Below are 13,741 nucleotides of genomic sequence, written 5' to 3'. Positions count from 1 at the left end.
TTACGAGATATTAATGGATACTGTCCGCAAGACAGGTTCCGGTGTCGGCTATCCCACCCCCGACCGCACCGAATTAGAGGCCGTCTTCTCGATGAAGGCGGCCTCTTTGCCTTCCATTTTCCAGTAGCTCGCCAACCAACAAGCGGCGTTGCCGAGGTGCCAATTCGCTCCCATAATCCCCGACGTCGGAGCGATGGAACCTTTTCGCTGCTGGGGTAATTAACTACCAGGTGTTGGCGTCTTGGATCCCGCAGGATGTCAATGATAATTGATGAATCCCCCGATCATCAAACTCAATAAGCCCCGCAATTTTTCATATTGCGGGGCTTAATTTCGCTTTTACGCCATCTGATATCGCACCGGTAATTTGCACAGCAGGGAACTGCCACGACTTACCCGCACAATCAATACTATTGCGGTACCTCTTACCTCATGTGGTACCACATTGCGACTGACTTGAGCCCCGCGTGGTCCCTGCCATGAGACCACCGGGGCTCTTTTTAAGCGCGCAAGTGCCCAGCGAATAGCTGACGTCCGAAATAAGCGGAAGCGGACATTCAAGGCCGGATTCTGCCGGCAGCGTGGAACGGTCGGCGTCGTTAGGATGCAAGACCGCGCTTTTTTGTAACAAAGTCGCCATAGGCGAAACGGAGTTTAAATGCGGGTTTCTGATCCGCCGGTCCTTCTCGGGCTATCAGAAGCTTCCCGTATTCCTTGGAGATAGCGAATGAGCGAGTTGATCCTCACGACCTACGATTGGGTTCCCGAGATGCCGCGGGGCATGGTGCGCGATCTGAGGGTGCGCTGGGCCTTGGAAGAGGCCGGACTGCCCTATCGGGTGGAGAGTACTCCATTTCGAGATCGCGGCCCCGACCATTTCGCGGCGCAGCCCTTCGGCCAGGTTCCGTGGCTGACCGACGGGGACTTCACAATCTTCGAGAGCGGCGCGATCCTGTTGCACCTCAGTGAGAAGAGCCCCGTGCTCATGCCCACGGATTCACGCGGGAGGACCGAAGTGCTGGAATGGGTTATTGCCGCGCTCAATTCGGTGGACCTGCCGAGCCAGCCGTGGGCGCTGTTCCGCTTCATGGGCTTTCCGGGCCAATCGCCCGAGGCGAAATTCATCGATGACTTCATGAAAGCCAGACTCGAACGCATGGAAGGGGTGCTGGCCGGCCGCGAGTGGCTGGTCGCCGGTCGTTTCACCGTTGCCGACCTGCTGATGGCGGACGTGCTGCGGCAGGTGCACAGGTTCGATGGGCTCGAAGAGTATCCCGCTTGCCTCGGCTACGTCGTTCGGGCGACGGCTCGACCAGCCTTCCTGAAAGCATATGACAACCAGATCGCACACTTCGCTGCGGCAGATGCGGCTTGATGGCCTCGTCAACGAATATCTGGGACTCGAGTCAGGAAAACTAACCGCAACCGGCGTGTCGCCGATCGTCCGCTTCTGCAGGCAGCTTCCGTAAAACCAGACTTTAACCGAGCGGAAGACCGGTTCTGGGTCGACATGCGACACCACCGTTTTGTACCTAGAACTGGCTACCATCCTGTGTCCGTTGCCGGCGAACTGCCCCTCTCTTCACGGCCAGACTTGGCGATCGGCCGGGTCAAACACGGCTTCCCCACGCACCTGATGCGTATCAGTCCGTGGGATAAATTCCATGCATGACCGTGTCGAAATGATCCTCGATCATCGTCGTGCAGTCGCACGCCGCCCGTCGCAGGCGTTGCTCGTCTTTGATGATGAATACCCCTCTCTTCGTCTCGATAGTTCCGGCATCGCGCAAACGCGTAACGACGCGAGTGACGAAGGAGCGCCCAACCCCGAGCATTTCAGCAAGCTGCTCGTGGGTCATCTCAAAGCGATATCCATGCGTTCGGCTGACGGCCGCTAACAGCCACTTTGCGGTCCGTTGCGATATTGTATGCGTCGCATTGCACGCCGCCGTCTGGAAGACCTGGGCAAGGAGGCAATCAGAGTACCGGGAAAACCAATGGCGAAGGGTCAGTGAGTCCAGCTTGGCTTGCTCCAACGCGGCGGTCTTGATGCGAAGAAAGCGCCCGCCATATCGGACCTGTGCGGTGGCGAACGCAGGCACATGACCGTTGGAAACTATTCCACCGACCGCGCCTTCCCGTCCCACGAGAGCCACGTCGACGGCTGTCGCTTCCTTAGTAACAACGCAAAAAGCCGCCATGGCCGGACCGCAGGGAAACCAAGTATCGGTAACTTCGTCACCCGCGTGCTGCAGCACATGATTGGCATCGAGATCGAAAACAAGAATGTGCGGTGTGAGGCGAAGGCGGTCGGCATCGCTCAAAGTCGCCAGCAGCGCGTTGTTAGCCAAATCGTCCGGTGTGGGGGTCGACATGCCTTCTCCTCACAAAGTCTGCAATTCGCAAACGGTCGGTGCACTAGTGGACAGACGCCTCACCGGACCAATGTTACCAGCACGCATAACTCACCCGACCACGGTGGGGCGCCCGGAGGCGAATTCGATTTCCGCACGACGATTTTCGTGTTTTACCGGAGCCTTGAACGCCTGTTGCACCACAAAAAATTAGGGGTGCCGCGCTTTATCAGGCAACGTCTGCCGCAGTTTTTTGTTGCGACGTCTAGCAGAAACAAGCCGCCGACCAGGCATGGCGCAAGGATAATAAGGCATGGCGTTGCCCAGCACATTTCAGGTCGATCTGACGAATTGCGATCGCGAACCAATCCAGATTCCCGGCAGCATACAGCCGCACGGTGCTATGCTGGTCGTATCACCGCTCGATTATCGGACACTTTTCGCCTCCGTCAACGCGAGCGATTTTCTCGGTCTTGAAGGCACCATCGAGCCGGGTATGGACCTCGTCGAATTGATTGGCGCGGACGCTGCGCACGCCATCCGGAACGCAAGCGCCAAATCCGGCGGCGGCGAGATTGCCGGCGTGGAACTCGGGATGAAACTGGCCCATGTGAAGGCGCGGGTCGACATTATCGTGCACCGTTACAAGGATCGGGTTCTCATTGAATTCGAACCTGCCGCGGACGAAGGACAGAGCGCCAAGGACGCACTCGACCTTACCCAGGCACTGGTTCGCAAGATCGGAACTGAAACGGAAATCGAATCCCTGGCAAAATCCGGTGCACGTCTCGTAAGAGCGATGCTTGGTTACGATCGTGTCATGATCTACCAATTTCTGCATAATGGCGCCGGCAGGGTCATTGCGGAATCCAAGCGCGCCGACTTGCAAAGCTTCCTGGGGCAGCACTTTCCCGCTTCGGACATTCCCTACCAGGCGCGCCGACTTTATGAGCTTAACGCCATCCGCATGATTGCGGATGCCAGCTATGCTCCGGTCCCGCTCCATCCCCCGATCAAAGCGGGCGAACAGCCCGTTGACATGTCATTTGCCCAGCTTCGGTCAGTTTCCCCCATCCACTGCGAGTATCTGCGCAAAATGGGTGTACATGCGACGCTGTCGATCTCGATCATAGTCGATGGAGAACTCTGGGGCCTCATCTCCTGCCATCACGACAGCCCACGCACAGTACCCATTCCTCTGCGGATTGGCGCCGAGCTGTTCGGCCACTATTTTTCATTGCAGGTTTCGGTCGCGCAACGGCGCGCGCAAATCATTGCATCGGGTATTGCCCGGGAACGGCTCGACAAGATCCTTGCGGGCCTGGCCGTCGATGAAACGTTGATGGAAGGGCTGAGGGAGAATCTCCCGGCGTTCAATTCTCTCTTCGATTGCGATGGAGTGGGGATTTGGGCGGAAAATCGCTGGGCGTGCTGTGGTATCGCCCCCGCAGAAGAGGCAGCCCTGCACCTCGTCCAATATCTTGCAGGGGAAGGCCAGGCGTTTCCGCGATCGGCATCATCCAAGCTGGGACTGTGGCATACCCAGGACCTCAGAGAAAACACAGGATCACCGGAATTCGGCCAGTCGGTAGCTGGGGTTCTAGCTATTCCGCTCACCTCAACGCCCCGCGACTACCTGCTTATTTTTCGGAGCGAAGAAGCTCATGAAATCGAGTGGGCCGGTGAGCCGACAAAGTCCGTCATCAGCACGCCTGATGGCGATCGCCTCACTCCCCGAGGTAGTTTTGAGACGTGGCGCGAGGAGGTCCGTGGCAAATCCAGGCCCTGGATCGAGACCGATCTTGCCGCGGCGGATGCGGTGCGCAGCTATCTGCGCGATGTCATCCTCAAGCAAAATGAAATCACGGCGGATGCCCGCAATAGATTGGAACATCGGCGGCGTGTGCTCAATGACGAGCTCAACCACCGCGTCAAGAACATCATCACGCTTATCAAGTCGATTGCCGTCCAGACAGGTGCACATGCCGCGACTGTCGCGGACTTCTCCGCTTCGTTCGAAGGGCGTTTGCGCGCCCTGGCGTTCGCCCACGATCAATCGCTCAGTGCGAGCGTGGGGGGCGACCTTGGCACGCTGATTGAAGCCGAGGCCGGGCTTCACCGCTATGGGTCGGGGCCCGATCGCGTCGTCACCAGCGGCGAGAAAGTTCGACTGAACGATCGTGCTTTCGGCGTTCTTGCATTGGTCGTCCACGAATTGATGACGAACGCCGTCAAATACGGCGCACTGTCAGAGGAAGAGGGCAAGTTGAATATACATTGGACATTCTCTCACGACGAAGGGTGTGTGATCCAGTGGACAGAAACGGGCGGCCCGGCAACCGAAGCACCAACCCGCCACGGCTTTGGATCGAAACTTATTCAGACGACGATGGTCTACGATCTGGGAGGAACAGTCGAAATCAATTATCCGGCAACTGGGTTGTCCGCGAGGCTGGTTATCCCTGCCAAGCACGTCTCAATCGCAAACGAAGACGAACACGAATTCCCAGTGCAGGAGGAGAATGATGAAACCGTCTCGTCGTTAGCGGGCCTTTCCGTCCTCCTTGTTGAGGATCAGTCACTGATCGCACTTGATACCGAGGATCTTCTTCGCCGCCTCGGAGCAAAGGAAGTGCGCCTCTCCCCGGACGCGGTGCATGCCGTGCGCAGCCTGAGCTCCTACAAGCCGGACGTAGCGGTGCTGGATTTCAACCTTGGCGAAACAACGTCCGAAGAAGTCGCTGACCACCTTGTCGCGATGGGTGTGCCCTTCGTGTTTGCCACCGGATATGGCGATAGCGTGATGATCCCGGAGCATCTTCGTGATGTTCCGATTGTTCGAAAACCCGCGAGCGCAAAAGGCGTGCTATCACAATTATCCGAAGCGCAGAGGATGCTTTTCAGCGACTAGATCAGGGCCGTCGACGTCTCTCCAGCACGACCATCTTCCTCGTATGATTGTCCGCCATTTCGACAAGCCAATTCTTGGATGACTTGTCGCATATCATGCGAGCCATTCGGCGGCATTTCTCAGCCTGTTCGCGATGGTAGCTGATCTTGTCCATTTTCCATCAATTCCAGAATTGTAAATGAGTTCCCGTACGCCAAGGCCATTGCGGCGAAGCGGGCGTGGGCTTTTACCGGCCTCGAGCGTCTCGTCGGCGCGTTCGAGTCCGGTGAACTGGGGCATTCACGATCATGGAAGCCCCAGCCAAGGAGCTGCCCGAAATCTCCTCGGTTCTCGGCCCGTCGCGGCTGGCCGATGCGCTCGACCGTCTCGAGAATGTGATAGCCGTCGCCCCACCACGCCCATCGTGGCACATACAAAGGCCGCATGGGCTCGGATCCGCGTTATAATTGCGCCCCGTTGATCGTTGGCAAACGTTCGAGGCGACCTTACGCAATTCTGTGAATCGGATGTGAACCTCTGCCTCGAGCGCAACGCCACTCGGCTCAAGCCCTTTCACATTATCTCGAGTTCGAAATGCGTGCTGGTCCGGACGGGGAAAAGTCAGATGCGCGCGGCCAGTTCACCACTCTGCGGCCGTGATGTGTCTCCTAAAAACCGGCCAGATCTCGTTCGCTGACCACAACGGACCATTCCTTTGCCCCGGTGAGATCGGGCTTTGCCAAACCTACCTCTACTACCACGCTGTCCCCCGATCGTGCGATGGTCCAACCATTGTCGTGTTCCGCCAGGGAATACTTGCCGCGTGTGAACAGATCGCCGTAGCGCCGCCGAAGCGATAACAACTCCCGGGTAAGTTCGTATTTGCGAGCCGACAGCGAGCCCGGGGGAAAGCCGACGGCGCCGAGCGCCACGGGATCGATCGGACGACGATTATCGGGATCAGTGAGGCCCAAGCTGACCCATTCGTTGCCCTGGTAAATGTCCGGTATGCCCGGCGAAGTCATCTGGAAAGCTACTTGGGTGAGAACGATGCTTTCGAACGCCCCCTCAAACCGGTCCAGCACACCAGAAGGCCACGCATTGTCGCTTTCCACCAGCCGCAGCAAATCGGCAATCAGTTCGGACCCGCCTCTTTCTGCATCCAGATTGGGCGCCTCATGAGACGAAATGTCCTTTGCCTCGCGCATCGCCTTGGCGATATGCTGGGCAAGCCGCTCCTTCGCCTGCGGCTCACCACGCAAGGCAAGGGCGGACTGAAGAGCATAGATCCCCCACCGTTCCGGCAGGCCGAGAGCATCGGCGCTCCGTTTGGCCCGGCGGATGAAGATGTCGGCAAGGTCGGGGAAATAACTAAGCGCGATGATCGCCGCGCGGGCGTCTGCGGAGCGCTTGGTGTCGTGAGTGGAAAGAGCATTAAGGGCCAATGGCCTCTGCGCAGCACGGTCCTGCATCCGCAGTTCGAACGCGCTTGCATCGATCGACGAGCAATCGGGCCCGATGCCCACCTCACAGAAAGGCAGATAGGATACCGCGCGAAAAAAGACGGTGTCTTCTTCCGACTTCGCGGTCAATGCCCCGGTAAGTTGCTCGAACCGCGCGGCAAACCGGCTGGCAGCCGGTTCGTCGGCCGCAGCGTGGAGCAAGTCGATAAGACACCCCGCTCTCCCCTCGACGCGCCGCAATGCGTTGAATTCGGCGTTCAGCACATAACCGTCAGCCGTGTAGGAACGATAAACCGGCCAATGCGCGCCCAGTTCAGTGACGCTTCGGGCAATGTCTGGTGCCTCCGCTGCGGCACAGCCAAGCGCTGCAATGGCAGTCGCCGTCACCCGGCGTAGCTCGGGCCCGAGAGATTCTGCCAGCAGCTCCCGCCGAACGCTTTCGACCTCCCCGGCGGAGGTGCACGGTGTCGCTTCGGCGCAAGCAGCGCGAATGGACGTCCACCCCTCCTCGTTGGTCAGCAAGCGCGTCAGCGGAGCCAGGAACTCATAACCGCTCATTCCCTCGACCGGCCAGCCGTGGGGCAGTTCCTCAGCGTGCTTGACGATCTTTTCTACCCAGAGCGGAATGTCGCCCACCGCTGCGCGAAGGCGGTGAAGGTAGGCGGTGGGTCGGGCCAGCCCATCGACGTGATCGATCCTCAAGCCCTGGATGCGGCCAGCACGCACCTTTTCGACGATCCAGCGATGCGTGAGGGCGAAGACCGCTGGTTCCTCCTGCCGGACGCCGATCAGCCCGGAAATGTTGAAGAAGCGGCGATGGATGATCGCGCCTGCCGTGGCGCGCCAATCGCCGATCGTCCAGACCTGCTCCTGGAGCAACGCGGATAGCGCAGCTGCGTCGAAAATCTGGTTGCATGCGGCAAGTTCGCGGGCGAGCGGCGTATCGCGCAGCGGATAGTCGAGACCCTGAACCCGCAGTACATCGCCGTCAGCGGACAAGATCACCTCGCCGGCCGCAAGCAAGGCGTGGGGATCTCGGTCGAGGAAGGGAAAGTGCAGCGGCCCTTGATCCCAATCAATGTCGAAGACCTGCGCAAAACGGCTCCTGCGGCCTTGGCGCATGATATCGGCAACGAAGGGATTTTCCGGAGTGAACGCCATGTGGTTGGGGACGATGTCGAGCACTAGACCTATCCCGGCCTCAAGCGCCGCATCGGATAACGCAATGAAGCCCTCCTCCCCGCCCAGCACCGGATCCACTTCATTGGGATCAAGAACGTCGTAGCCATGCGTCGATCGCGTCGCCGCGCGAAACAGTGGCGACAAATAGAGATGGCTCACGCCCAGGTCTGTCAGACACGGCAGCATCGCCTGTGCCTCGGCAAGTCCCACTCCGTTGCGGAGCTGCAGGCGATAGGTGGCAACCAGTTCGGGACGGGAGTGGAAGGGAGTTGTCATATGATCAGTCCCGATCGATGGCGGCGGAAAAGGCGAAGGCGCTGCCCTCACTGGTAACGACCACGAGCGGATCGTCGTGCGGCGTGAACTGGCTCGCCCCTGCAGATCTGCTGGCGGTCGCCGTCGGCGAGGGCAAGTTGGCGCGCAGCGACAGGCGGCTCTTCCCGAAATCCCAGCTCGCTTCGATCCCGAAGCCATCCCTCCGGACGGAAACCTGCGGGTTTCGTGTAGTTTCGAACAGGGCCACAAGATGCGCCCGGCGCACGGACAAGAGTTCGCGCACGAAGCGCTCATGTTCGCCCTGTTCCGCACGCTCCGCCCTCCCGATCTTGCAAGCCTCGAAAGTCTCTGCCGCGATCGGATCCGGCACTTGATTGCCGAATGCCTTGAACTTCGCGAATTCCTCGGCGCGACCCTTGCGCACCGCTTCAGCGAGATCGCCCTCGAAATCCGCGAAGAACAGGAACGGGGCGTCGGTCAGGAACTCATCGCCCATGAATACCATCGGCACGCAAGGTGACAGCAACGTCAACGCGGTCACGACGCGCAGAGCGGTGCGATCTGCCACCAGGTGGTGCAGCCGCTCTCCCCGTGCGCGGTTGCCGACCTGGTCATGATTGCCGAGGAAATTCACGAAAGCCGTGCGCGGCAAGCCGGCGGAGGACTCCCCGCGCAAGGGCGCCAACCCACGCCGAGGCTGGCCCTGCTCCACATAGCCGTCGCGCAGGGCGACCTCGATGTCGCCAAGTGGATCGACCGCGAAGGACGCGTAATAGGCTTCGTCCTCGCCGGTCAGCAAGCAGTGGACGGCGTGGTGCCAATCGTCGTTCCACGTCGCGTCGAAGGCCTCTTCCGGTCCAAGATGGCGCGTCAGGTTGCGCTCGTCCTCGGTCACGAGGTGGATCGGGCGCCCCCAGTCGATAGCCCGCACCCGCTCGCCCAGTTCGTCGAGAAAATGGACGGCAGACCGGTCCTTAATGGCATGGACGGCATCGAGCCGCAGCCCGTCGAGCCTGTATTCGGTTAGCCAGAAAAGCGCGTTTTCGAGGAAATAGTCGCGCACTGCGGTAGTTTCATAGGCAATGCCCTGCCCCCATGGCGACGGCCGACCGGCATCGAAGAACGAGGGGCACCACGCCGAGAGATAGTTCCCGGAAGGTCCAAGGTGGTTGTAGACCACATCCAAGAGCACGCCCATTTCCAGAGCGTGCGCGGCATCCACGAAGCGCCGGAATTCGTCGGGCGTTCCATAGGCGCTGTGCGGCGCATAAGGCAGGACGCCATCATAACCCCAGCCCCGCTGCCCGTTGAACTGGGCGACGGGCATCAGTTCCACCATGGTCACGCCCAGGTCACGCAGCCGCGAGAGCGCGTCGGCTGCCGCGCTAAACGTACCCTCTGCAGTGAACGTGCCGATGTGAAGTTCGTAGACCACCGCCTCGTCCCACGGGCGACCTGTCCATTCACCGTGCCATTCGTACGCTTCGGAATCGACTAGCAGCGACGCGCCGTGGACATCGCTCTCCTGTGCTCGAGCGGCCGGATCGGGGTAGCCAGTGCCGTCGACGATGAACCGGTACGCCTGCCCCGCCTCCGCTGCCGCCTCACCGCTCCACCAGCCCTCGGCCTCACGAGCGAGGCCCATCCGACCCTCCGGAAGCTCCACCGAGACCGCCTTTGCGTCGGGGGCCCAAAGACGGAAACGCCAGTGGCCTGTTTCCAGCTGATCAGCACCCCACGATTTGGCAAAGCGGGACATGGTGACCGGAGGACGTCGAGCGGGCGCCGAGGTCGAGCCGGTCATCCGCCTCACTCCGGCGCGAAGACGCTGACGCTGGCGGCAGGGACGATCGCCATGCCGTTCTCCACGGCCTCGGCCTCGAACGCCTCCTCGCGCGAGCTATCCACTACCCGGTGCCATTTCGCGATGCCGTTGTGACCAGGCAGAGTAAAGGTCACCTCGTCGCCGGCGTTCAGCACGATAAAGAGCGGCCGCTCGCCCTCGACGAAAGCCTCGTGCGCTGAGTAAGTCAGGAAGAGGCCGAGCACGCGCAGTTCAGCCTGCCCCCAGAGTTCGGCATCCATCTCGCGTCCGTCCGGCTGGTGCCAGGCGATTTCGATGCGGCCGTCCTCGGTGGGTTCGCCGTTGAGGAAATTGTCCTGAGACAGGACCGGGTGCGCGCGCCGAAAGCCCACCATCCTGGCGCAGAAAGACAGCAAGGCGTCATCCTTGCCCACCCAGTCCACCCATGCGGTCTCGTTGTCCTGACAGTAGACATTGTTGTTGCCGTCCTGACTGTTCCCGAATTCGTCTCCGGCAAGGATCATCGGCACGCCCTGGCTGAGCAGAAGCGTCGCGAGCATGGCGCGGCGGCGGCGAGCCCGGGCCGCATTGATGTCGACGTCTTCGGTCGGCCCTTCCGTGCCCATGTCGTGCGAGAGGTTGTTGTCATGCCCGTCGCCCCCGCCTTCACCGTTCGCCTCGTTGCGGCGCTCGTTGTAGGAGACGGTATCGAGCAGTGTGAAGCCATCATGCGCGGCCAGGAAATTGACCGAGGAGGTTGCGCCGCGATCGGAGTGGTTGAACTGCTCGGGCGACCCAATCAGATGATTGGCAAGACCGGCTACGTGCTCCGGATCGCCGCGCCAGAAGCCTCGCGTGGTGTCGCGGAACTTGTCGTTCCATTCGCGGAAGGGATAGGGAAAGCCGCCGACCTGATAGCCGCCGCTGCCAACGTCCCACGGTTCGGCGATCAACTTTATACCCGATAGGATCGGGTCCTGCCGGATTGCATCGAAGAACCCGCCGTCGCGATCGAAGCCCATCGCTTCGCGCCCCAGGGTGGAGGCAAGGTCGAAGCGAAACCCGTCCACATGCATCACCTGCACCCAGTAGCGCAGGGAATCGAGCACCATGCGCATGACCATGGGATGCGCGACACTCAAGGTATTTCCGGTGCCGGTCTGGTCGAAGCTGTAGCGCGGGTTATCCGGCGAGAGAACGTAATAGCTGGCATTGTCGAGCCCCCGAAAGCTGAGCGTCGGCCCACGCTCGGATCCTTCGGCGGTGTGGTTGTAGACAACGTCCATGATCACTTCGATTCCGGCCTGGTGGAACCGCTTCACCATGTCCTTGAACTGGCGAATCGCTCCCGAGCCACCACGTCGCGGTCCTCGATCCGGCGCCAGATAACGCGGTTCCGGTGCGAAGTAGCCCAGCGTCTGGTAACCCCAGTAGTTCGACAATCCCTTGTCCAGCAGCATGCGGTCGTCGAGAAAGAACTGGCAGGGCAGCAGTTCGATCGCCGAGACGCCCAGCTGTTGAAGGTGGTCGAGGATGGGCTCGCTGACCATGCCTGCATAAGTGCCGCGCAGCTCTGCGGGCACGTCGGGGTGGAGCATGGTCAATCCGCGGACGTGCGCCTCGTAGACCAGGGTTTCACCCCACGGCCGACGGAGGGAGTTGTCCCCCTCCCAATCGAAGGCTGGGTCCTGCACAACGCCCTTGATCATGAACGGCGCCGAATCTCGATCGTCAAACGTCAGATCGTCGCCGGTCGAAAGATCATAGCCCCACAGCGCATCGTCCCATTGCAGCGCGCCTGCGACTTCACGCGCGTAGGGATCGAGCAGCAGCTTGTGGGCATTGAACCGATGGCCTCGTTCCGGGTCATAGGCGCCATGCGCGCGGTAGCCGTAAAGTTGGCCAGGCCGCGCTGATGGCACATAGCCGGAAAAAATCGAGCCTTCTCGGCTGGGCATTTCGAGCCGGGCGAGTTCCTCCGCTCCGTCCTCGGAGAAGAGACAGAGTTCCATGGCCTCAGCATTTTCCGAGAAGATCGCGAAGTGGGTACCTTCCCCTGTAAATTCCGCGCCCAGTTCGTGATATTGCCGGTCCGGCTTGGCGAAAGCGAATGTCATCGCGTCAAGCCGCCGGAACAACGGGAGCCATCGCGGCAGCCGGTAGCTCCGCGATACTCCTGATCAATGGTCTCGCCGGAATGCTGGTGTGCTGGTGGCGCAAGTGAGCAAGGTGCCTGAGTGCTCGCGCAGAGATCAGGCGAATGCCGCCCGGCGAAACGACGCACCAGTTTCCGAAGTGAGCAATGGTCTCGTCAAGGTCGAAGCCATCGGGAACCACCGCATCGCCAGTCACGATCGCATTGGAAATGGAAGCCCATCGCCCGATGCGCCCGCCCGGCAGAACCGCGACATTGCGAAGGATCGAACCTCCCCCGGCATTGCTCCGAGGATCGTCGGCCCGGCTTGCCACCGGCCAGGTCGGATCGAGAACCAGAGCCCCTGACGCCAGCTTCATCTGCACCGCGTGGTAGGCATCGAGAGTGCCCAGGTCCTGCCATAGCGGCTCTTCGTCGCCTCGTCCCGGCAGGGCGTAGGCAAAGGCGGTTCCGGCGGTGACAAGGTGGGGGACGATATGCTTTCCGAAATCGAGATCGGCCACCTCCCCCATCGTGTTCAGGAGTGCGCGCAGCGCTTTCCAGTCGAACACATAGATGCCCATCGATGCCAGCGCATGGCCCGAACGTTCCCTGGCTTCGGGCGCAACCCGGGGCTTCTCAACGAAAGCGGTGATGCGATCGGAGGCGTCGGCCGCCAGAATGCCGAACTCGCTCGCCTGTGAGACCGGGACATGAACGACACCCACCGTGACCGAAGCGGCGCGATCGATATGCCGCTGCACCAGAGGGCGGTAGTCCATCTGGTAGAGGTGGTCTCCGGCCAGGACCACAACGTGCTCGGGAGCCTCCCGGTCGATCTGATCGATCACACAGGCCACCGCATGCGCGGTACCGGCGAATGGACCATGGTCCGCCCCGTCAAGGACAGTGAACGTGCACCGTGCCCGATCCGGCTGCCATGAGCGCTCCAGATGAGCGTGCAGCGTTGCAGGCGCATGCTGGGTCAGCACCATCGCCTTTTGCAGCCCGGAATTGATGACATTTGCCAGCGTAAAATCGATCAGCCTGAGATTGGGACCGATCGGAATTGCGGGCTTTGCTTCGCAGTCGGTCAGATCATGAAGACGGCTTCCTTTGCCGCCGGCCAGAATGATGGAAAGAACTCCATCGGGCGACGGAACGACTTTCGCAGATTCCATGTATCCCCTCAGTCGGATCTTGGGTTCTGCGGCTCAATTCGCCAACTGCCATCCTAGTTCCGAAGGTATAACTCAGGCCATGTCGATTTTCGCTTACCACAACCCCGCCCCCCCACCTCATTCACCTCAGTCCCTGTTCGCGCGCGAAAGGGCGCCGTGGGAACGCGTTCGTCCGGTTAGGGCTTATATCGGCGAAGGAGAATTCCGATGGCCGAATACACACCCGAAGACTCTCGCGATGTCACCGGTAGTGCTGCCACTTCGAACAGACAATCGAACACTCGTGAAAGAAAGCCGCCCAAGGTCTCTCCTGATCATAAGTCCGATCGGGCCCGGGAAGCCGAACTTCATCCGGACAAGGAGGACGAACGCCTTAATCCCGGTCAGAACACTGGGTCGACCAGCGGTGTTGGTTGATCGACCGACGCGCGGCCTGCCCGAAGTCAAGCTAATATCC

8 protein-coding genes are annotated in these 13,741 nt (G+C 60.5%); 3 read left to right on the top strand and 5 right to left on the bottom strand.

The features are described from left to right. Nucleotides 1-727 precede the first annotated feature (727 nt). The gene (locus WBP06_RS04180) at nucleotides 728-1,375 is read left to right on the top strand and encodes a glutathione S-transferase family protein (protein ID WP_395332143.1); all 648 of its coding nucleotides are present in this window, start codon (nucleotides 728-730) and stop codon (nucleotides 1,373-1,375) included. 268 nt (nucleotides 1,376-1,643) lie between these two features. Here the strand turns inward: WBP06_RS04180 and WBP06_RS04175 are convergent, their stop codons facing one another. Then, a complete protein-coding gene (locus tag WBP06_RS04175) occupies nucleotides 1,644-2,375 on the bottom strand; it encodes a Crp/Fnr family transcriptional regulator (protein WP_395332141.1) in 732 nt (243 codons plus the stop codon). Between the two features lie 292 nt (nucleotides 2,376-2,667). Between WBP06_RS04175 and WBP06_RS04170 the strand changes: the two genes are divergently transcribed. Beyond that, complete coding sequence (locus WBP06_RS04170) at nucleotides 2,668-5,265, top strand: HWE histidine kinase domain-containing protein (RefSeq protein WP_395332139.1); 2,598 nt, start codon at nucleotides 2,668-2,670, stop codon at nucleotides 5,263-5,265. Between the two features lie 647 nt (nucleotides 5,266-5,912). Here the strand turns inward: WBP06_RS04170 and treY are convergent. From treY to WBP06_RS04150, 4 genes are read right to left on the bottom strand one after another with little or no spacing between them, the layout of a single operon-like run. Continuing rightward, nucleotides 5,913-8,165: a malto-oligosyltrehalose synthase gene (gene treY / locus WBP06_RS04165; protein WP_395332137.1), complete on the bottom strand. Its 2,253-nt coding sequence runs from the start codon at nucleotides 8,163-8,165 to the stop codon at nucleotides 5,913-5,915. A 4-nt stretch (nucleotides 8,166-8,169) separates the two neighbouring features. Next, nucleotides 8,170-9,924 (bottom strand): malto-oligosyltrehalose trehalohydrolase, encoded by a 1,755-nt coding sequence (gene treZ, locus WBP06_RS04160; RefSeq protein ID WP_395334029.1) that lies wholly within the window; start codon nucleotides 9,922-9,924, stop codon nucleotides 8,170-8,172. A 50-nt stretch (nucleotides 9,925-9,974) separates the two neighbouring features. Further along, entirely contained in the window at nucleotides 9,975-12,086 is a 2,112-nt protein-coding gene (gene glgX, locus WBP06_RS04155) for a glycogen debranching protein GlgX (RefSeq protein ID WP_395332135.1), read from the bottom strand. Nucleotides 12,087-12,090: 4 nt separating this feature from the next. After that, complete coding sequence (locus WBP06_RS04150) at nucleotides 12,091-13,284, bottom strand: glucose-1-phosphate adenylyltransferase family protein (RefSeq protein WP_395332133.1); 1,194 nt, start codon at nucleotides 13,282-13,284, stop codon at nucleotides 12,091-12,093. 207 nt (nucleotides 13,285-13,491) lie between these two features. On the opposite strand from WBP06_RS04150, the gene WBP06_RS04145 reads away from it, so the two are divergent. Then, nucleotides 13,492-13,701, top strand: coding sequence for a hypothetical protein (locus WBP06_RS04145; RefSeq protein WP_395332131.1), 210 nt, complete (start codon nucleotides 13,492-13,494; stop codon nucleotides 13,699-13,701). The last annotated feature ends 40 nt before the right edge of the window (nucleotides 13,702-13,741 follow it).

It is taken from the genome of Novosphingobium mississippiense, assembly GCF_044029535.1.
GTDB lineage: Bacteria > Pseudomonadota > Alphaproteobacteria > Sphingomonadales > Sphingomonadaceae > Novosphingobium.
This window is presented reverse-complemented; position numbering and strand designations above follow the sequence as displayed.